The sequence below is a fragment of the Streptomyces sp. TSRI0281 genome (assembly GCF_001905125.1).
In the GTDB taxonomy this organism is placed as follows: domain Bacteria; phylum Actinomycetota; class Actinomycetes; order Streptomycetales; family Streptomycetaceae; genus Streptomyces.
In genome coordinates, this window is sequence record NZ_LWLE01000007.1 from 42,050 (window position 1) to 61,172 (window position 19,123).

The 19,123-nt window shown below is 68.1% G+C and carries 21 protein-coding genes; 4 read left to right on the plus strand and 17 right to left on the minus strand.

All coding sequences use genetic code 11. The features are described 5' to 3' along the window. Positions 1–3 precede the first annotated feature (3 nt). The 12 genes from A6A29_RS13970 to A6A29_RS14025 all read right to left on the minus strand — a co-directional run bounded on the left by A6A29_RS13970 (position 4) and on the right by A6A29_RS14025 (position 9,231). Entirely contained in the window at positions 4–561 is a 558-nt protein-coding gene (locus A6A29_RS13970) for a hypothetical protein (protein WP_241838456.1), read from the minus strand. Further along, positions 542–1,333 carry a hypothetical protein gene (locus tag A6A29_RS13975; protein WP_143196987.1) on the minus strand — a complete coding sequence of 264 codons (792 nt, stop codon included), beginning with the start codon at positions 1,331–1,333 and terminating at the stop codon, positions 542–544. The genes A6A29_RS13970 and A6A29_RS13975 overlap by 20 nt, the downstream gene beginning before the upstream one ends. Before the next feature lie 68 nt (positions 1,334–1,401). Then, the gene (locus A6A29_RS13980) at positions 1,402–1,665 is read right to left on the minus strand and encodes a hypothetical protein (RefSeq protein ID WP_073720395.1); all 264 of its coding nucleotides are present in this window, start codon (positions 1,663–1,665) and stop codon (positions 1,402–1,404) included. Positions 1,666–2,193: 528 nt separating this feature from the next. Next, entirely contained in the window at positions 2,194–2,598 is a 405-nt protein-coding gene (locus A6A29_RS13985) for a hypothetical protein (protein WP_073720396.1), read from the minus strand. A gap of 106 nt (positions 2,599–2,704) precedes the next feature. After that, positions 2,705–4,477, minus strand: coding sequence for a relaxase/mobilization nuclease domain-containing protein (locus tag A6A29_RS13990; protein WP_073720397.1), 1,773 nt, complete (start codon positions 4,475–4,477; stop codon positions 2,705–2,707). Then, entirely contained in the window at positions 4,477–4,944 is a 468-nt protein-coding gene (locus A6A29_RS13995) for a MobC family plasmid mobilization relaxosome protein (protein WP_241838457.1), read from the minus strand. Before A6A29_RS13995 ends, A6A29_RS13990 begins: the two co-directional genes overlap by 1 nt. A gap of 194 nt (positions 4,945–5,138) precedes the next feature. Continuing rightward, positions 5,139–5,363, minus strand: coding sequence for a hypothetical protein (locus A6A29_RS14000; RefSeq protein WP_073720399.1), 225 nt, complete (start codon positions 5,361–5,363; stop codon positions 5,139–5,141). 100 nt (positions 5,364–5,463) lie between these two features. Beyond that, the gene (locus tag A6A29_RS14005; RefSeq protein ID WP_073720400.1) at positions 5,464–6,501 is read right to left on the minus strand and encodes a DUF2637 domain-containing protein; all 1,038 of its coding nucleotides are present in this window, start codon (positions 6,499–6,501) and stop codon (positions 5,464–5,466) included. After that, positions 6,498–7,064, minus strand: coding sequence for a WhiB family transcriptional regulator (locus tag A6A29_RS14010; RefSeq protein WP_073720401.1), 567 nt, complete (start codon positions 7,062–7,064; stop codon positions 6,498–6,500). Before A6A29_RS14010 ends, A6A29_RS14005 begins: the two co-directional genes overlap by 4 nt. 115 nt (positions 7,065–7,179) lie before the next feature. Beyond that, complete coding sequence (locus A6A29_RS14015; protein ID WP_073720402.1) at positions 7,180–7,884, minus strand: ATP-binding protein; 705 nt, start codon at positions 7,882–7,884, stop codon at positions 7,180–7,182. Next, positions 7,884–8,903 carry a hypothetical protein gene (locus A6A29_RS14020; RefSeq protein WP_073720403.1) on the minus strand — a complete coding sequence of 340 codons (1,020 nt, stop codon included), beginning with the start codon at positions 8,901–8,903 and terminating at the stop codon, positions 7,884–7,886. Before A6A29_RS14020 ends, A6A29_RS14015 begins: the two co-directional genes overlap by 1 nt. 1 nt (position 8,904) lies before the next feature. Then, a complete protein-coding gene (locus tag A6A29_RS14025; protein WP_073720404.1) occupies positions 8,905–9,231 on the minus strand; it encodes a transcriptional regulator in 327 nt (108 codons plus the stop codon). A gap of 431 nt (positions 9,232–9,662) precedes the next feature. Here A6A29_RS14025 and A6A29_RS14030 point away from each other — a divergent pair, with 431 nt between their 5' ends. After that, complete coding sequence (locus A6A29_RS14030; RefSeq protein ID WP_073720405.1) at positions 9,663–10,109, plus strand: Secondary metabolite protein; 447 nt, start codon at positions 9,663–9,665, stop codon at positions 10,107–10,109. 51 nt (positions 10,110–10,160) lie between these two features. On the opposite strand, the gene A6A29_RS14035 is transcribed toward A6A29_RS14030, so the two are convergent. Next, the gene (locus A6A29_RS14035; protein WP_338012870.1) at positions 10,161–11,024 is read right to left on the minus strand and encodes a helix-turn-helix domain-containing protein; all 864 of its coding nucleotides are present in this window, start codon (positions 11,022–11,024) and stop codon (positions 10,161–10,163) included. Positions 11,025–11,356: 332 nt separating this feature from the next. Between A6A29_RS14035 and A6A29_RS45790 the strand changes: the two genes are divergently transcribed. Genes A6A29_RS45790 through A6A29_RS14050 form a run of 3 tightly spaced genes read left to right on the plus strand, consistent with a single transcriptional unit; the run spans position 11,357 to position 14,266 of the window. Further along, a complete protein-coding gene (locus A6A29_RS45790; protein WP_241838458.1) occupies positions 11,357–11,902 on the plus strand; it encodes a regulator component in 546 nt (181 codons plus the stop codon). 17 nt (positions 11,903–11,919) lie between these two features. Next, positions 11,920–13,083, plus strand: a complete 1,164-nt coding sequence (locus tag A6A29_RS14045; RefSeq protein ID WP_338012871.1) for an MAB_1171c family putative transporter — start codon at positions 11,920–11,922, stop codon at positions 13,081–13,083. A 4-nt stretch (positions 13,084–13,087) separates the two neighbouring features. After that, positions 13,088–14,266, plus strand: coding sequence for a cytochrome P450 family protein (locus tag A6A29_RS14050; protein ID WP_073720530.1), 1,179 nt, complete (start codon positions 13,088–13,090; stop codon positions 14,264–14,266). A gap of 110 nt (positions 14,267–14,376) precedes the next feature. Here A6A29_RS14050 and A6A29_RS14055 read toward each other — a convergent pair whose 3' ends face one another. From A6A29_RS14055 to A6A29_RS14070, 4 genes are read right to left on the minus strand one after another with little or no spacing between them, the layout of a single operon-like run. Continuing rightward, complete coding sequence (locus A6A29_RS14055; RefSeq protein WP_073720408.1) at positions 14,377–15,255, minus strand: glycosyltransferase family 2 protein; 879 nt, start codon at positions 15,253–15,255, stop codon at positions 14,377–14,379. 39 nt (positions 15,256–15,294) lie between these two features. Continuing rightward, the gene (locus tag A6A29_RS14060; protein WP_073720409.1) at positions 15,295–16,101 is read right to left on the minus strand and encodes a nucleoside phosphorylase; all 807 of its coding nucleotides are present in this window, start codon (positions 16,099–16,101) and stop codon (positions 15,295–15,297) included. Then, positions 16,098–17,903, minus strand: a complete 1,806-nt coding sequence (locus tag A6A29_RS14065) for a B12-binding domain-containing radical SAM protein (RefSeq protein WP_073720410.1) — start codon at positions 17,901–17,903, stop codon at positions 16,098–16,100. Before A6A29_RS14065 ends, A6A29_RS14060 begins: the two co-directional genes overlap by 4 nt. After that, entirely contained in the window at positions 17,903–19,123 is a 1,221-nt protein-coding gene (locus tag A6A29_RS14070; RefSeq protein WP_073720411.1) for an aminotransferase class I/II-fold pyridoxal phosphate-dependent enzyme, read from the minus strand. Before A6A29_RS14070 ends, A6A29_RS14065 begins: the two co-directional genes overlap by 1 nt.

The window sequence follows — 19,123 nt, forward strand, 5'->3', positions numbered from 1 at the left end:
GTCCTATTTATGCTGTGCGCATATGCCACACTCGGCGGCCTTCCTGGTCGCATACCGCAGCATTCCCCTGACCTCCAGCTCGTCAATGCCCATGAGATCTGCGGTTTCCGCCAGTCCGATGCCCAGGCGGTAGCGCAGCACGACGGCGTCGGCACACAGGCGTGGCAGAACGCAGTACACCGAGCCGCCGGGCCGCAACCGGGCGCGGGCGCTGCCCCTCTCGCTGATCAGGTCCCAGGACAGTGCCGCTGGCGACGCGCTGCGCAAAGCCCTCTCCCAGACGGTCGCGAGATCCCCAAGGGCATCCTGCGCCAGCTCTCTGCCCGTACGCGGGCACCCGGTACAGGCTGTGGCGAACCGTACGTAGGCGGCCAGCCGGAGCGTGCAGAACGCGGTGAACGTGACGGGCATCCGAAGCTCCAGCGCCGCCCCGTGAGGCGGGGCCACGAACGGCAGACCGCGCAGGCGGACTTCCTCACCGCACCACCCCGGTACGCCGTACGCGGGCTGGGTGCGCCAGGCGCACACCGCACCCCGGATTTCACTCCACTTCTGCGCCATCGCCGTCCTCATCACGGGAGAGGAATTCAGGGGTGCTCAAAGCGGCACGGCGGGCCTGCTCCCACAATGGCTGAAACCGTTCAGCACTGGCGCCGAAGCCTTCGATCAGACCCCGTGCCTGTTCCCAGTCCTCCAGGACGCCGGGCAGGCCCTGCTGGTCCAGGAGGAGGCACGCCTCGGTTTCACCCCGGGCTGCGGTGCCGGGCGTCGAGGCGAGCCGAAGTCCTCTGAGCGCAGCCTGGAATCGGTCCGTCGCCCCGGGGTGGGATGCCGGGTACCGCGGTCGCTGCCCCCGGGCCCATTCCCACAGCCAGCGAACGTCATCGGGTGAGCCGCGCATCACACTGACGATCATGAAGGTCGTCGGCCAGGTCGGCACCACGTCCCCTTCGAGAATTGCCTTCACTCGGACAGGAGCGATCCAGGCGAGGTCGGCGACCTCTCGGACGGTCAGCCCGCTGAACCACAACAGATTCCGCAGCGTCCGCCCGAACAGCCGTCGACCGTCCTGCGCCCTCATGCCTCCGCGGACGCCTCGCGGGCGCTTCGGGCCGGGACGACGGGGGCCGTCCCCCGCAGCGGCGAGGTCGCGCTGGTACTGCGCGCGTCGCCGGCAGGCCACATGGCAGTAGATCGGCGGCCTGCCCACACCCTGCCGCTGACGAAACCGCCGCCCGCACCCCTGGAATGCGCAGTCTTTGTAGACCGCCCGACCGGTGCGTCGTTTCTCACCCCTGCTGTCCATCACTGCTTCTCCCGCCCGCTCGGTCACCCCGCAACTCCCTTCCAGCGGCAAGTACCGCCCGGGGCGGGCCCCAGAGAGGCCCGCCCCTCCGTCGACTAGTGGCGCCGGATCCGGAAACAGGAGAGAGCAGTCCGGTCCGCCCACACCACGGGGCCAAGGACTGCCAGGGCCTCGTACGACGGCGGTTCTCCCTTCAGGACGACGGCGGTCACCAGAGCGCCGAGCAGTACGGAACTCCACCGCAATGTGAAGCCGAAAACGCTCACCAGCGGGGTTTGGCCGGCACTAAAAGCCGGAATGGTAATCTCGGGACACACCAGAAAGCCGCTGACAGGCTTCTGGCCGGCGCGTTCGATCACTCTGTTCTCTTTCTCTTGTCGGGACCGGGCGGACGCGTAAGGGCTTCGAGGGGTTCACCGCCTGCCTCGAAGCCCTTTAACGTTTCCCTGAACCACAACGTAGTCAGCCAGGGATAGTCGGCACCACTCCGAGAAAGTCCGTGAAAGCGGAATGATCTTGCATCGTTCAGGACGGCAGCCCGACGATCAACAAGGCGGATTCGCCAAATTTTCGATCACATTCCGGTCAATCCGGAACGGAAAGCGAAATGAAAGCCGAACTGGAAGCCCTGGCGGCCAGCGATGAACCCTTCAACTCCGCGACACCGATCACCCAGAAGAGTGAAGAAGTTAGTTCATCTTTCCGCCGGGCGTGCAAGTGCACCTGAGAACAAGAACTCCGGCCTGGTGCGTCAGACAGACTCCAACGGATAGCAGGCTTCACACGAGCACGGCAGTCGCCCACCGACCAGCGGGTGTGGGAGCGTCATCCGCCAGCCGCCCCATGCGTGAGCGGATATCGCCCGCTGGAGCTTGTTTCTGTGGTGCCTAGTCCAGGTAGGTTCCGGTGAAGGCCCCATCGAAGCCGAGCGCGGCGAGCCCCTGCTCAACACTCGGGTAGGTCGTCCCGTCCGGGATGGCGATCAGGCCGTCGAAGTCGGCCCGGCTGATCTCGGGTTCGAGCCACTGGTTGCTGCAGCGGCAGCAGACCCAGACGTTTCGTCCATGGTTGATGAGCAGCCAGTCGCGCCGGGCACGGCAGGCCGTGCACATGACCGGAATTCCGCGAAGGACCAGTTCACGGGGGTGGCTGAGGCAGCGCGTCGCGCCGGGGCCGCTGGGCGGCTGCGTCTCGTACTCGAGTTGCAGCAGGGGATCGGTGCTGGCGGGGAGGACGGGCGGCACGAGTGTCGGCTCTGCGGGTCGGTCGGTGGTTCTGAGCACGAGCGTCATCTCCCGTTCAAGGTCCTTCTATTTCCATCCGTAACAGCCGGTGCAACCGGTTGTCCAGGGGTTTCTCGGAGTCCGGCGGGCCGGTAACCGGCCCGCCGGACGCTCGTCAGCGGCGCGGTGGGCGGTTGCGCGGGTCGGAGGCAGCGGGGCGAACTTCGACCGCCGGCGCCGTCCGGTTGCTGGTGTGGTTGGCCGAGGACTTGGGCTGGCTGACACCCGCCTGCTGACGATGGGTCGCTTCCCCCGGGGAGGCGGGAAGCTGGGCGAGACGGCGCAGCCGCCAGACCAGGACGTCGTTCACATCCTCGGCGGTGTCGAGTTCGCGCATGCCGATGGCTTCCTGCAGAAGGGCCTTCGGATCACGGCCTGCTTGCTCGGTCTGGGCAAGGGTGGCGGCCAGGGCGTCGGTCTTCGTTGCCGAGCTGTCTGTTCGCAGCCCCTCTTCCTGCAGGGCAGCACGGATGTTGGCCTCGTGGGTTCGGCGAGTGGCTTCGGGTAGCGCGCGACCTAGGTCACTCAGTGCCTGCATGGCAGTGGCGGCAGTCTGTCGGTAGGCGGCTCGTAGATGTTCGGCGGTCTGTCGGGAGGCGTGGGCCTGCTGGGCATGGCCACGGGCGGAGTGCCAGCGTGCGGCGGCTAGAGCCACCAGGACCAGGGTGGAGAGGAGCATGGCGGTGGTGCCCCCGTCCTCGCCACGGCCGAGGGCGCCGCCGGCCTGGATGATGCCCCGGGCCGCCGAGCGGATCGCCCGGGTGTCGGCATACTCCGCTCGGACGTGGCTGCGGGTGGCACGCTCGAAGGCACGGGCGGCGGCACCCAGCTCGGCGCGGGTGGCGGCTGGGGAGGTCTGTGTCACCGCATCCAGGAGTTCACCGAGCCCTACCAGTTGAGCTGCGGCTTCGTCGTCGTCGCTGTCGAGCAGGACGGCAGCGCGCTCGACGATGCCGGTGGCGTTGCGTCGTTCCCGGGCGGGCGGGGACCAGCCCGGTCGGCCGCTGGTGGCCGCCGGCTGCGTCGTCTGGTCAGCAGTTCCGTCGGCCAGGCGACGGCGGATCTTGGGGAGTGAGAGGTCAGGGGCCAGCTTGGATCCGGGGTACCAGATCGGTTTGCCCTCGCAGTTGCGGTCGCCGGGAAGCGCGACGTTGTAGCCGATGGCGTCGCCGGACGGGGCGTTTCGGATCTTCACACGGAGGCCCGCCTCGCGGAGCCTGCTGAAGAACTCCTTTTCGGTGGCCGTCCCCGCAAGGGCTTGGCGCACGGCTTCGCGGAGAGTCTCGCGAGGAGCCTCGGGCCGCCCGGTTCGCTCGGCCTTGAAACGCTCTGCGCTGGTGGGGGACTTTGCTCCAGTGCCGTCGCCGGGCCTGAGCTGGCGCAGACCCATCTCCTTCTCAATGCGACGGCACTCGGCCTGGGCCTTCTTGAAGTCGTAGTTCATCCTCGGACGGCGCAGGTCGCCTCGGACCATGGTGGCCAAGATGTGGATGTGGTCGTCGGCGTGCCGTACGGCGACCCAACGGCAGCCGTCCGGATCGCCTTCAGGGGCGAGGTTGACGGCGTGGACCAAGCGGCGGGCGACGGTGTTCCATTCGGCGTCGGTCAGGCGTCGGTCGCCGGGGTCGGTGCGGACCGAGCAGTGCCAGACGTGCTGGGCCGGTGCCGTGGTGCCGGCCTGCTTGACCCGCAGGTCCAGCGCTGCGGACAGGCGGGCGAGGGTGACCTTGGGGTCGGGGTCGGGGCTGGTGTCTCGTCCGGGGTCGGGGGCGAAGCCGTCCCAGCTCCCGACGAGGTGCGCGTCAGTGTGTTCGTCGCGTTTGCCGGGGCCGTACAGGTAGACGAGAAGGCCGTGGGTTCGTGAGCCGCGTCGGATCTTGGGGACCATCAGAGTCGCTTCTTCACCAGGGTGTCGGCCACGTCGTCAATACGGGCCAAGAGTCGGGTCAGGGTGGTGAGGGCGTGTTCGAGTTCGCCGGGCCTGGGCTGCCCCCCGGCGTTGTGGACGTAGGCGATCTGGTTGATGTTGTTGCCGACCCGGGAGAGGGCGGTGCGCAAGGCGGCCAGCTCGTCGATGGCGTCGTCGAGCTGTTCGTTGGTGTGCAGGGTGGTGGAACCGCGGGCGGCGGCGAGGCCGGCGGCGGCGAGGAAGCGCGCGACGGTGACGCTGCGCTGCGCGGCGGCGGCGACGATCTCGGCTTTCTCTGTGTCGGAGAGGCGGGTGGTCGTCTTGCGGGTGCGCTCGGTCGGGTTGCGGGTGCGGCGGCGCGGCTTGCGGTCGGGGAAGGGGGACGCGCTCGGGCTCGGTTGCTCGCGGTCGCTGTGGCGGTCTGCTTCTCCCCCCGCGTCCGGCACCCCCTGGTGCCGGGCGTCCGGTTGGTTCCCGAGCGCCCTCGCTCGGGGACCAGCCGGACTTTCCCCGCCCTCCTGGGCGGGGGCAAGTGCGTGCGACGGGCCGTAGGACCGTCGTATGCGACAACTTGCTCCGCCAGGAGCCGTCGTGGGGGCACGCTGCTGTCCGGCCGTGGTGACCGCCGGGTCGTTGGCGGTCACCGGCTCGTCTCCGGATTCTGCTGCTGGATTTCGCGGACGAGTTCCTCGATCCAGTCCATGGCCAGGACCGGGTGGTGCAGGGTCCAGGGGCGACTGTGCCGTTCTCGTTGCACGGTCCAGGTGTTGTCAGAGCCGGATTGCACACGGTGAAGGTGGCCGCGCTGGTGCAGGACGGTCAGCCAGGAATGGACCTCGACAGGTGTGGCCGGGTGGGTGCGCATGACGTGCTCTCCGGATCGCTTCGGAAGGAAGTGGGGCGCGTGTTCGGGAGCGGGTGACCAGCCGGGTGTCCGGCTCGGCCACCCGCTCCGTGGTGCCCGGTCAGTTCTGGGCAGAGGTGACCGGCTGTCCGTGCTGCTCGCGGAGCTGGGCCATCAGGGCGGTCAGTGTGTCGCTGGACAGCGGGATCTGCTGACCTCGGATCGCCTGGGCGACCACCTTGCGGGTCAGCTTGTCCTCGGCCCTGACCGCCGACCGGGCGATCTTCAGCAGTTCCTCGGTGTCCGGGTCCGACCGCCGGTCACTGGTTGTCCGGGTGTCCCGGTCAGTGACCGGCTGCGAAGTGACCGGCCTGTAAGTTACCGGTGCGAGGCTGTCCTGACGGCCGGTGTCCGGCGGCGCGGTGTCTGGCTGTCCGGGCCGGTCAGCGGCCTCGTACGGCTGATCGTGGTAACCGGTGACCTGGTCGCTGCTGTCCGCCGGGGCACTGTCCCCGGTCAGTGGCCGAGGGCTCGGGGTCTGCTTGTCCAGGGACAGTCCCGGGCGGTCAGTCAGGGCAGTGACCGGTGGCACGGCGCTGACCTGACCGACCTGCGGCTGCTGCTGACCGCCCCGGTCAGTCCGGGTGACCGGGATGCCCTCACCGCGGTCCGCCTGACCGAGGTGACCGGCCCGATCGAGGACATCGCGGTCGCTGCCCTTGACCGGGCCCCGGGCTATGAGGATGTAGAGGTGGACCGCTCCGGCCAGCGCGAGCGGAGCGATGGTGGACAGCACCGCGACCACCATGTCCCCGAGGCGGAGGCCGGTGTCGGCAGCCGCATCCACGTTGAGCCGGACCGCGTGAAGGGCGTTGGCCCAGATGCTGGCAGCGGTGGCCGTGCCGAAGAGGGTCCAGACGTAGAGCCGGGCACGCAGGGGCGCGTCGCGGAGAACCAGGAGTGCCCGGATGCCGTAGGCGATGAACCCGTCGATCACCAGGGGGAAGAGGTAAGTGAGGAAACCGCGGACGTGGACGGCGACGGCCATCTGCTGGAGGGCGTCGTACGACAGCGCGCACCCCGCGCCGCCCAGGGCGATGACGACCGCGCGGTCCCAGCCGGTGATGTGCGCCGCCTTCGGCATGCTCGCGGTACTCACGCCGCCGTCCCAAAGTCGTCGCGGCCCAGGCGCTCACCGTCGGCCTCGGGAGGCGCGGTGGTCTTCGTGGCCGGCTCCAGGTCACGGTGCACGAGGGCACGGCGGGTCTCGCGGTACAACTTCTGGGCATGCTCCTCGGAGATCTTCAGGAGCCAGGCCAGACGCTGCTCGGTCAACCCGTGGCGGAAGGCGGCGTAGACGACCGCGCGGCGCTCCGCCTTGGTGAGGTGGACATCGCGCCCCGCGATCGTGTCGTTGACACGGCTGTAGTCGAGGCGGTGGGCGAGCTTCTCGTGCAGGGGACCGCGCTCCTCCTCGGTCAGCCCGCCCCGGATGCCGTCGGTGGTGCCGCCTTCCAGCGCGGCGTCCAGGCAGGTGCGGCGGACCGGGCACTGGCCACACAGCGCCTTCGCGGCGGCGATCTTGCTGGTCTCGTCGGGCTCCGGGAAGAAGATGTCGGGGTCCACCGGGTTGTATTCGGTGCTCTGGCAGACGGCCTGGTCCTGCCAGGTCTGGTCGCCGAGCGACCGATGGCGGGCAGGGCTGATCGTCGTGGTGGTCATGCGGGTTGCTCCGATCGCTCTCCGCGCGCAGGGGCGTCGGCGGAGAGGTGCGCTGGGTCGGTGAGGTGCACGGGCGGCGCGTGGCGCACGGCCCGGTGTGGCGGCCTGCGGTGGGTCAGGCTGCGGCGCGGTGGCGTCTGCGGTCGACCGGCTCGAACTCGACCCGAGTGGTCATCTGCGCGAGACGGGAGGTCACGCGGTCGCCGAGGTAGGCCCGGAGGTCCTTGATCGCCAGGTTGGTGGTGATCAGGGTCGGGAGCATGTGGTTGTACCGGCGGTTGATCAGCCGGTACGTCACTTCCTCGACCCACTCGGACGCTTTGGCCGCGCCGAGGTCGTCGATGATCAGCAGTGGGCAGCGGCTGACGGCCGCCAGCTCCCGCTCACTGTCGCCCCCGGGCCGGGGGCGCAGGCCGGCGTACAGGTCGGCGGCGGTGGTCGCGCGCCAGCGCACGCCGACTCCGCTCTGCACCAGTTGCCTGACCGCGCCGTACGCCTGGTGCGTCTTGCCCGCGCCGACGACCCCGGCCATCAGCAGGCTCGGCCCTGTCGTGACCTGTCGCCGGGCTCCCCGGCTGGGGGCGACGGCCGCCTCGACGACCTCCCGGGCCCAGGCCAGGACCTGGGGGTGGTCGGCTACGGCAGCCTGGTAGCGCGGGGGCATCCCTGCCGACAGGGCGGCCAGCGGGGAGAACGGCTCGGGCTCGTCGACCAGTGCGGCGACGGCGGCCGGGGCGATGTTGCGAGCGGCCAGGATCCGGGCCATCCGGTCCAGGGTGCCCTCGCCGAGGGTCTGCGGTTCGCGGTTACGGGTGCGCATCACAGCTCCTCGGCGTAGGCGGCGGCAGCGTTGGCGGGGTTGGTCCACGCCTGGTGGGCGGGCACGTTAGGCCGGATTCCCGGCCGCGCCAAACCGCCGGAGCGTGCGTTCATGGCCTCGTTGACCATGCTGGTCAGCACGCTCGGGTGCTTGGGGTTGGCGGCGAAGTTCTGCAGCCCGCCCCGGATGTGCTCCTGGGCGATGCCCTCGCCCAGGAGTTTCTTGACGATCCGCCCGAGGTGGCCGATCACGTCACTGGGCGGGCGCTCGTCGCAGGCAGCGATGTACTCGCCGACGAGCTGGTTGGCCGAGACGGTGGCTGCGGGCGCTGTGCGCCCCGTAGGGAAAGAAGATCCAGGATCCAAGGTCCTAGATCCAGGCGCCGAGCCCTCTCCGAGGCTTCGGGGAAGGTTCGGGGAGCCCTTGGCGAATGCGTCCTTACCTGCGCTTTTCGTGTCCGCGTGGCTAGGGGTGTCGGCCATGCCGTCGAAGGCGTCCTGCTGGGTGACTGGGGCCTGGCCTGTGTGGTCATGAGGCGTCGCGGCGGGCCGCGTGGGCAGATCGAGGGCTCGGGGAGCGTTCGGCGAAGTCTCGGCGAGCCCTCGGGGAGGGGCGGGCGACTCCTCGGCCCGCTTCGTGCAGGTCCCCTTGCAGGGGGCGCAGCGGTCGGCCATCTGGTGCTGCGGGCAGGAGGGCAGTCGGGACTGGCTCGGCTTGTCGATCTTCTGGTGGTCGGACCAGGTCACGATGTGGAGGTAGCGGCGGCCGTCGCAGCCGGTGTACCGGCAGATCAGGTCAGCGTTCGCGAGCTGGTGGAGGTCGTCTTCGACGTGGACCGAGGTGCGCTCAGCGCGCAGGGGCCAGAGGAGCCCGGCGATGATTGCCGCGTTGTCGCGGTGGCGGCCGTGGTCGTCGGCCTGGGTGAGCAGGCCGAAGAAGGTGCGCTCGGCCTCGACGCTCACTTCGGCGAGCGACTCGGAGACGAACGCCTCCGGTTTGATCGTTCGTATCCGCGCCACGTCAGCAGCCCCGACCGGCGGCGATCAGGTCGCTGCGGGTGAGGGTGGCGTGGGCAAGGTCGAAGGTGTGCGGTCGTGTCCAGTCCGCCTCCGGCCAGACCCGCAGGATCCAGCGGGCTGCGACCCTTGCGGTCGTCCGGCCCAGCTCCATCGTCTCCCCAGCCTCGTCCTTGACGATGGCGTGCGGGTGGGGCCACGCCTGCCTCGGGTCGTTGAGGCTGACCCGGATGGTGGCCGCGCCCGGAATCATGTCGGCAAGCTGGGAGGCGAGGCGGTGCTGGCGGTCAGTGTCCGGGCAGGCCGGGGTGCCGCTCGGCATGGCGAGCATGCGATACTCCGTTGTTCGTAGGAGTGCGGTGCGGCGGTTCTCGTGCAAAAGCCCCGCCGCTCGCGAGATGTGAATCGGCGCCCCTCAGGGGTGCCGGCCCGGCGCTTGGGAGTTGGTAGCTCCCGGGCGCCGGTCTCCTTTGCCCCTGCGGGCGTCATGGCCCGCGTGTGTACATCGCCCCTCCCCTCCTGGCCTGCCCCGGCCGATGGTCCGTTTGTGTGGGGACCAGAACCATATGGCGACCCCGGGGGCAAGTCCAGCCTCTTCGCACCCACTCCGACCAGGCGCGGAACACTGCACTGGACGGAATTGATGGTCAACGTACACCGCAGTTACGCTCTCGCGTCAACTGCAATGTCGACACTCGGGGCAATGGCGGGCGTTATCACCACTGGAGTGGATAGAATGGCGGTCATGGCGAAGGGCTGGAGATGACCGAGAAGAACGAGCGCACCTTTGCGGAGCTGCTCGACTATCTGTTCCGGGAGGTGCGCCCGAAGGGGCGCGGCCCGTACACGTACGCGGAGGTCTCACAGGGCATCCGCGACACGTCCGGCGTGGCCATCTCCGCAAGCGCCATCCAGCAGCTCCGCACCGGGACCAACACGAACCCTAAGATGCAGACCATCCGCGCACTGGCCGGGTTCTTCGGCGTGAACCCGGGCTACTTCTTCGACGAGGCGGAGGCCGAACGGCAGCGTGCGGAGATTCAGGTTGTTGCTGCCATGCGCGACCAGGGCGTGCGCCGAGTCGCCTTGCGCGCCAACGGGCTCAGCACGTCGAGCCTGCACATGCTGAACACCGTGATCGACCAGGCTCGTCGACTGGAGGGGATGCCAGACGAGTCGGACGACTCCGGGCTGCTCGACGACGAATGAGTTCGTTCCCGGCGGAACCGCGGGCGCGCACACACCAGCCTCTTGGCTCGATCAGACGCCGCCAGCCTCTTGGTGATCTTCCATTAACACGATCACTCGGAGGCGGTCGCTGCGCATGGGCCGCAAGGCGACGATGCGAACAGCGACCTCCCGGCCCTGGTGATACGGGAGCCTGAGCCGACGCAGGTCACCGTCGGCGTGCTCGACCACCTCTCGGCGATCCCACATCTTCCGAGCGGCCGGGGATGCCACGAGGATGTCGCGCTCCAGTTGCCGCAGGGCCTCGTTCTTCGGATGGTGGGCCCGCTCATACCGGATCTGCCCTAAATAGGGGCGAGCCCAGTCTTGCTCCCAGTTCACGAGTTGCTCGCGTGCCTCCGGGCTCAGAAATGCCCATCGCATCTGGTTGGCCTGGTAGGCGGCCCACGGGAACCAGTCCAGCAGCGGACCGTTGTAGCCGATCACATTCCACGCAAGGTCCGTCGCGAAGGCGGGGTTGGGTGCCTGGTCGTCCAGGAACTGCTGGAGCACCTCGTCCTTCTCCGCTGCCGCGTCGGCTTCCGGAACGGCGGCAAGTGCCGGCGGACGGCCGAGCGCCCTCAAGTACAGCGCGTGACGCTCCGCACGGCTCAGCCCTAACGCTGACGAGAGCCGATCGAGGAAGTCAGCGGAGTATCCAGCTTTCTGGCCGCGCTCCAGTGCGCCGTACCAACGCTCACTCACCCCAGTCATGCGAGCCACATCACGCTGCGTCAGCCCTGCACTCCGGCGGCCCGAGGCCGCCAGGCCCGGGACCACTCGGGGGTTCGTGCGGCTCCGCCACGATCGCAGCAGCTCAGGTAAGGACTCGTCGCCGGGTTCAGCGCCCTCGACCTGCCCACCCCGGGAGTCCATGGGCCTGAGATTAGATCCCATGATCAGGTGAGGTGCGACACAACACACCCTGAATCACCATCAGAGGATCATGGAACAGTCATTCAGCGTAGTCAGACATAACGGGTAGTCGATCGCTCAACCATTCACGTCACCCACGAGGCAGCCTTGGGATCGCTGGCGCCACACCCTGTTGGCCAAGATCGAAAAAGAGGTCACTCCGCACCACCGTCGCGCACCTCTCTCGGATCGGGTCACCATCCGTAATCGGAACTCTCAGTTCCAGGAAGCGTGGCTTCCTCCTACTTCTTGGCATCCTCTTGCCCGCACGCACTAGCGATTTGATGCACGGCCCAGGCCGAGGGGGGATTTCCGTGTCCTTGCCCGATAACGATGAGAGACGCTTGCGTAAATCGTGCGAGAAGCAGGTGGATCTCCTGCGCTTGCCGCACCGCTTCAATACGCGCGAATTGCGCGAGGCGATATCCGCACGTCGCGGGAAGCCCATCCTTCTGAAACCTCTAGGGACACTGGGTGCGATTGATGCGCCGTGCGGCATACGCCTGGAGACACCGGAAGCCGAACTTCTCTACTACGAGGAGGGCACCTCTGTCCATCACCAGCGGCACATTCTGGCCCATGAGCTTTGCCATGTGTACTGCGACCACTCCGGCAGTCTGGAGGTCGACGCAGATACGGCCCAATCCCTCGGGGTGAATCCCACGCTGGTGATGCGCATGTCGGGACGCACGAGCTACTCGACGGCCGACGAACGCGAAGCGGAGATGATGGCAACGGTTATCCGCCAGCGCATCTATCGCGAACGTGAATCCCCTTCCCGTCAGCCGGAAAAAGGGTCGGACAGCTGGGACGCGCTCTTCGCTCAGCCGATTAAGAAAGGTCGGTTCCGCTCACGATGAATGCCGTTTTTCTTGGCATGGCATGCCTGCTCGCAGCGGCAGCCAGCTACTGGGTTCTCGGTCGAGGGACGCCCCGTCCGACGGGGACGTGGGCCATGGGCGCGCTCCTTGGCTCGTTCGCCCTGTCCTTCGCCTCCTACGCGCCGCTGTTCGAGGACGCGGTCGAAGCAGTCGTGCCGCATGTGGCCCGGCTGCTGAGCAACTGCGCTTCGCTGGCCGCTGCGACTGCGGTCCTGGCCGTCTCGTTCCAGCTCAACCTGGAGCCCGCAGAAGCAGAGCGTCGAATCCGCCTGCGCCTTGTCCTCTTCACCACCGCCGTCTTCGGAATGGCCGCACTGTTCACCGTCGAACAGATGACGCACCGCTCTCCGCAGGTGTACGCGCTCTACCTGCTCCTCTTCGTTTCCTATCTCGGCTTCGCCATCGTCGACTTCCTGCTGCAGGCAATGCGTCAGTCGAAGTCGACTCGTCGCAGCAGCGTCCGGATAGGTCTGCGGATGGCGGCAGCAGGCTGTGTCTTCGCGCTGGTCTACACCCTGTACAAGCTGACGGTGCTTATCTCCCTGGGCTTGGGCTTCCACCTCATACCCGACCACTCACAGTGCTCGTCGCTCGTTGCCGCGCCGTGCGTCTTCAGCGTGACGTCTCCGGCGCTCGCCGTCCTGCTGATCTGTCTCGGCCTCACGTTGCCTGCCGTGGTCTACCCGATCAGCCAGGCCCGCCGACACCGCTGGGAGACGCAGTCCTTCGAAGCACTCGGTTCCCTCTGGCAGGACCTGTCAGCCGCGATGCCAGAGATCGTCCTGCCATCTGCGGACTTCGCCGAGGACGCCTCGAACAACTCGGACTTCTTGCTCCAACGGCGAGTCATCGAGATCAGCGACGGCATCCTCGCCCTTCGGCCGTACAGGTCCCGCCGAGTGCAGGAGATGGCCCAGGGCGCTTTCGGCGCTGGAACGGAGGGAGGAGCCGCAGCGGTCGAGGCGGCTGTCGTGAAGGCAGCGCTGGCCGCTTCGAAGGCCGGCCGGTTCGCCGATGAGGTTGCCCCGCCGTCGACAGAGGCCGCCTCCCGCAAGGATCTCCGTGCGGACACGGAGTGGCTTCTCCTGGTGGCCGACGCCTACGCACTCCGTGTTGGGCGTGTCGCCGACGACGGCCGGCCGGAGCTGGTTGGAGCCTGAAGGCATGACCGACCCGACTCAGGACCGCCGCTTCCTGCAGGACCCGTACCCCACTTATGCGGCCATGCGGTCCAGGTGCCCGGTTCAGTCCGTGCCCACCGGGTCCAGTGGGCACACCAACTACGTGGTCACCGGTTACGCGGAAGCCAGGGAAGCTCTCGGCGACGCTCGGCTCTCGAAGGACACAGCCGCCTTCTTCGAGGGCAAGGGGTCGCGTCGCCACCTTCACCCTGCGGTGGCGCACAACATGCTGGCGAGCAACCCACCCCAGCACACCCGGCTGCGCAAGCTGGTAACCAACGCGTTCACGACGGGGGCCGTCACCGAGCTGCGTCCGTTCATTGCCCGGGTCACCGACGAGCTGCTGGAGCAGTGGCCCGTCGGCGAGCGGTTCGACTTCATGGCCGGTCTGGCGGTACCTCTGCCGGTCATCGTGATCTGCGAGCTGCTCGGAGTCCCGGAGGGCGACCGGCCCGACGTCCAGTGCTGGTCCGAAGAACTGTTCGCGGCGGGGAAGCCCGACGTCATCGACGCCGCTTCGCATTCTATGGCCGATTACATGACGGGCCTCATCGCAGCCAAGCGCCTGTGCCCCGGTGGCTCTCTTCTTGACCGGCTCATCTCGGCTCGCGACGGAGACGACCGCTTGAGCGAACAGGAGCTGGTCTCTCTGGCAGTGCTTCTTCTCGTGGCCGGGCACGAGACCACCACCCACTTCCTCGGCAACGCCACCCTGGCGCTACTCCAGCGCCCTGCCGAGCTGGACCGCCTTCGGAGGAATCCGGACGACGTTCCAGCCGTGCTGGACGAGCTGCTTCGGTTCGATTCCCCTGTCAGTACGGCCACCTTCCGGTTCACGACGGAGGCCGTTGCGCTCGGCGGTAATGAAATCCCGGCCGGTGTCCCGGTATTGGTCGCCCTCGGCGCCGCCAACCGCGACCCGGCGCGGTTCCCGTCGCCCGACCTACTCGACCTGGACCGGGACGCCGCTGCTCATCTCAGCTTCGGCCACGGCATCCACCGCTGTGTCGGCGCCCCCCTGGCCAAAGCCGAGGCGTCCATCGCGCTACGAGCGGTACTGATGCGGTTCCCCGAAATCCGTCTTGCCACGCCGCCTGATCAGCTGGACTGGCGGCCCACCCGCCTCGTTCGTGGTCTGGCATCGCTTCCCATCCTGACGTAGCCGATCGGTAAACAACCAGCCATCGGCCGCGGCGACCCACGTACGAATATCCGGCCCTGTTCGACCTCATGAGGCGGCGACAGGGAGAGTTCCAGATGGTCGCTCACCTGTCAGAAGATGGGCGGCCTTCCCGACTTTGTGAGGCGGATGACCGTCCGCCACGACATGGGACTTCTCAGTCCGTGCCCGCCGGCCAGCCCTTCTCGGAACCCGGCGAGCGTGACGCGGAGGGCCTGGCGATCCCGGATGCGCCACAGGGTGATCAGGCACCAGGTGGCCAGGTTGAGCGGGATGAGCGGGAGTGGGAGGTTGCGGCGGGCGACCCAGACGCGGTTGCGGGCGTTGAGCCGATAGAAAGTGTCGTGCCGCGCCGGGTCGGTGGCGGGGTGGTGGACGACGATGTCGGGGACGTACCGGCCGGTGCACCCCAGGTTCCACAGGCGCCATGCCAGCTCGACGCCCTCGTGGAAGAGGAAGAAGTGGCCGGGCCAGCCTCCGGCCCGGTCATAGGCGTCTCGGCGGATCATCACAACGCCTTCGGCCATGACCGTCACGACCCCGGGGCGGGTGGGGTCCGAGGCGCGAAGGCGCGGCACCCAACGGCGCAGGGTCGCCCCGGTTACGGGGTCGCTGATCCGGGGCTGTACATAAGCGAGGTGCGGGTCGCGGCGGAGTTCGGCCACGAGGCGGGCGAGCGTGCCGGTGTCGGGCAGGTGAGCGTCGTTGTCGAAGAAGAACAGATAGTCCCCCTCGACGGCCGCGGCTCCGACGTTGCGGCCTTCGGGGATGCCGACGTTCGCAGGCAGTTCGACGGTCCGGACGTCGTCGGGGACCTGCTCGGGCTTGCATCCGTTGCCCACCACGATGACATCGAGGTCGATGCCTTCCTGCGCGAGGAGCGAGGCCATGGCCCGGGGGAACTCGTCGGGCCGGTCGTTCATGGTCAGGACGACCGCGCCGACCGTGGGACGCGCCGCGCCGCTACTCACAAAGGTGCCTTTCGCCGTCTGTTCGCAGGGAGTTCAACCCTAGTGTTCGTCCGTGGCCTTCTGTGACGTGGCGGAGCTGCTGAGGGCCTGTGCCGCTGCCGTCAGCGAGGCGTGGAGAGCATGCTCGGTGTCGCGTGAACGTTGGCGTGGGCGCCGGTCAACGAGCGAGTCCGCGACGGCCACGACGGTAGCGGTGGCGACAGACCGGTATCCACCGACGGCGAAGACGGCGGCGGACTCCATGTCGGCGGCGAGAATGCCGTCTTTCTGGTACCGGGCGACTTCTGCTGTCGTTTCCCGGTAGGGGGCATCCGTGGTCCAGACCGGCCCCCGGGTCACCGGTGCGCCGGTCGCGGTGAGTGCTTCGCTCAGGTGCCAGGTGAGTGCGGGCGAGGGACAGACCGTGTGGCCGGGGGGCAGGTAGTGGTGGGAGAGCCCTTCGTCGCGCAGCGCGCTCGTGCACACGATGAGGGCACCGGGCTGGAGATTGTGCTGGAGAGACGCGGCGGTCCCGACCGTGATGATGCGCCGGACGCCGAGGGCAACCAGTTGCTCAACCACGAGTGCGGCAGCCGGGGCGCCGAGGCCGAAGCCAGCGCACAGGGCAAAGCTGCGGCCCTGGTGGTAGGCCAGGTGCAGGCCGCCGCGCACCCACCCCGGGCGGGGGCAGGTCCGGTAGTTCCGGTGGGCGTGCTCCAGCAGCCACCCCTGGTAGAGGAGTACAGCGCCGTCAATGGTGGAGAGGTCCGCCTCCGGATCGCCGAGGCGGACATAGGCGGCGTGTTCGGCGGGGTCAGGGACGGCCAGCAGAGCGTGCTTCCCCGGGTGGAGGGGGTAGTCGTTCACCTGGGCGTGCTTTCGCGCTCGTAGAGGGCGACAGCGAGTTGCTGTTCGGCGGCGGGGTTCACGTGGTTGAGCGTGTGCCAGGGCAGGACGGGCTCATCCATGTGCCGCAGATGACGGTCGTAGTCCAGCCCGTGCCGGGCGAGAGAGGCAACGAGCTGGTCCTTGGTGACATCGTGCAGGTCGATGCCCGCGTCGTAGAGCTCTTCCAGGACCAGGCCGATGCGGCGGTCCCCCCGTAAGGAGATGACTTCGAGGTGCATGTGGCTGGCGCCGAGGTCGAGGATGCGGAAGTGCTGTTGGAACTCCTCGTCGCCGACGAGGTGGCGCAGACGGGCCTCGATCGCCGAGGTGTAGGTGTGGACGAGGTCCGGGTCGGCCATGCGCATCCGTTGGCTCGCAGTGCCGGGTTTGGGCATGAACTGGGTCAGCTTCACGATCACCGTGCCGTCCGGATGACCGAGCCGGTCCAGTACGTCGCGCGCATAGTCGGCGATGGCGAGCCGGTCTGACTCCCGTTCGCCGGGGGCACCCACGATGAAATACAGCATGACCGTGTTGATGTCGTTGCTCCGGCGGCACAGGTCAATCGCGTTGTCCACGCGCTCGCGGCGCTGGGTCTTGCCCCACATGGCCACGAGGTCGGGGGACGCCCATTCGGGTGCGATGGTGATGATGCCCCGGGCCTGGTCCAGTTGCAGTTCGGTGAAGAGGTGCCCGAACTCCCCGAGTTCGGTGACGGACTCCAGGTAGTCCTGAGTGAGTTCGTCGGCCCGGATAGACCCGATGATCGTGGTGACCGTCTCCCCGATGGCGGAGGCGCGGCGGGCGTAGGCGCTGATGTGGTCGAGCAGCTCGCTGCGGTAGCGGTACTGGGTGAACGTGGGCGAGCTGATGATGATCCGGCGGATCTTGTGGGTTTCGAGACGGTCGATGTAGTCCGTGAGCATGTCGAGGGGCGCGTGCCGGAATGGAGGGACCCCCAGGTTGCAAAAGTCGCAGGCATGCCGGCAGCCGATGGTGGGGTGGATGCCCGCGGCCGTCCCGTCGCTCTTCGGGTAGACCCAGTGGGCGGGGGGAAGGTCTTTGACGGGGATGTAGGCGGTGTGGGCTTTGGCGGGGACGGTGAGCTTCTTCGGGGTCACCGTGCTGACTCCGCCTCCGGGCAGGTACTCGCAGGTGTACAGCGACGGCACGTACAGGCCAGGGATGCGCGCCAGCTTCTCGTGCAGGGAGACTCCGGCGTCGGGCTGACTGTGGTGGGCGTGGACGACGCGCAGTAGCTCCGGAAGGGATTCCTCGGCTTCTCCCAGGGCGATGATGTCGAGGTAGTCAGCCATCGGTTCGGGGTCGGCCAGGCCCGAGTTGCCGCCGACGATGATCGGGTGGTGACCGGGGATCCGGTCGGCGCTGCGTCTCGGTACTCCGGCGAGATCGAGCTGCTGAAAGACGGAGTGCAGGCTTCCGGAGTTGATGACGGACACGCCGATCACGTCGGCGGTGGCGACCGGTAACGCCGATTCGATGCTGCGGTAGGGCTCGCCGTCCGGCGTGCTCAGCCGGTTTCCGTCGCGGATCAGGCAGTCGTAGTGCAGGGCGCGCTCGGCCACGGCGGGGATGTCCTGCGAACGGTTGATGAGGTCGTGGAGACTCATCGGGCCGTTGCCCATCAGGCTGAAGGCGTGCCCGTAGGGGATCATGAAAACCATCCGCAGGAGCCCGTCGGTGTCTTTCGGTCCGTACGGGTCGACCAGGTGGATCTCCCGGGACCGGATGGCGCCGATTTCGTGCTGGAGCTGCGACATCAGTGGTTCTCCTTTGCGATGGCGGGGTGGAGCCGGGCAACGTCGGCGGTGGCCCGGCGGACGGCGTCGCGAACCAGGTCCTCTTCGGCGGGGCTCATCTGCGGGTGGAGGCAGGGGCAGAGGAGGCGTGCGGCGAGCTGTTCGGCGCGGGGGCAGCGCTGGCCGGCGGTGTGGGCGCGGATGACGTCGTGACCGAGGTAGGTGACGGGGTCGGAGATGATGCTGCCGATGCCGTATTCGGCGGCGAGCATGTTCATCAGCTCGTCGCGGACGAGGCCTGCCCACTCTTTGGGGACCAAGAGGTTGTGCCGGTAGTACACGTGCTGGTCCTGGTCGGCCGTGGGCGGGAGGGTCAGCTCGGGGATGTCGGAGAGGGCGGCGGACCGCTCGCGGGCGCGGGTGACGCGGGCGGCGTTCATTTCGTCCAGTCGTGCGAGCTGGATGAGGCCGACGGCGGCCTGGATCTTGGTGAGCAGCTGGTTGGTGCCCCAGCTCGTGAGTCCGCCGTAGGTCCGCAGCCCGTACAGCTTGTCGGCCAGGTAACTGTCGTCGGTGGTGACCATGCCGCCCTGCCCGCACGTCGTCATGAGCTTCTTCGACTCGAACGAGAACACCGTGGCCCAGCCCTCGGACCCGACGCGGGCTCCGTCCGGGGTCCGGGCACCGCAGGCGCGTGCCGCGTCCACGATCACAACCGGCGGCCCGTATACGGGGTGAGGGTGCTGCTCCGCCAGCTCAACGAAGCGGCCGATGTCGGCGGTGGCGCCATTCCAGTGGGTGATCAGGATCGCCCGGGTTCGGGGGCCGATGCGGCGCTCGGCGTCCTCCAGGTCGAGGTTGAGCGTGACCGGGTCCGGTTCGGCCAAGACCAACCGTCCGCCTTGGCCGATAACGGCGAGGTGCGGTCCGACGAAGTTGATCGCGCACGAGATCACCTCGTCACCGCGGTGCAGTTTCAGTGCGCGGAGCACCATCTCCAGTGCGGTGCCGCCCGAGTTGAAAGCCACCGCCTGAGCCGCCCCGGTGTAGCTGGCGAAGGCGCGTTCGAAGCTGGTGACGTACTCGGAACCCCTCCATCCGGTACGCCAGCTTTCCGATCCGGACAGGGTCATGCGGATCGCGTCGTGCTCTGCTCCGGTGTACCAGCCCCCTTGGGCAGGTTCGTTCGGGACCTTCAGATCTGCCGTGACGCGGGGGACGGTGCTTGGGTTGGTCGGCAT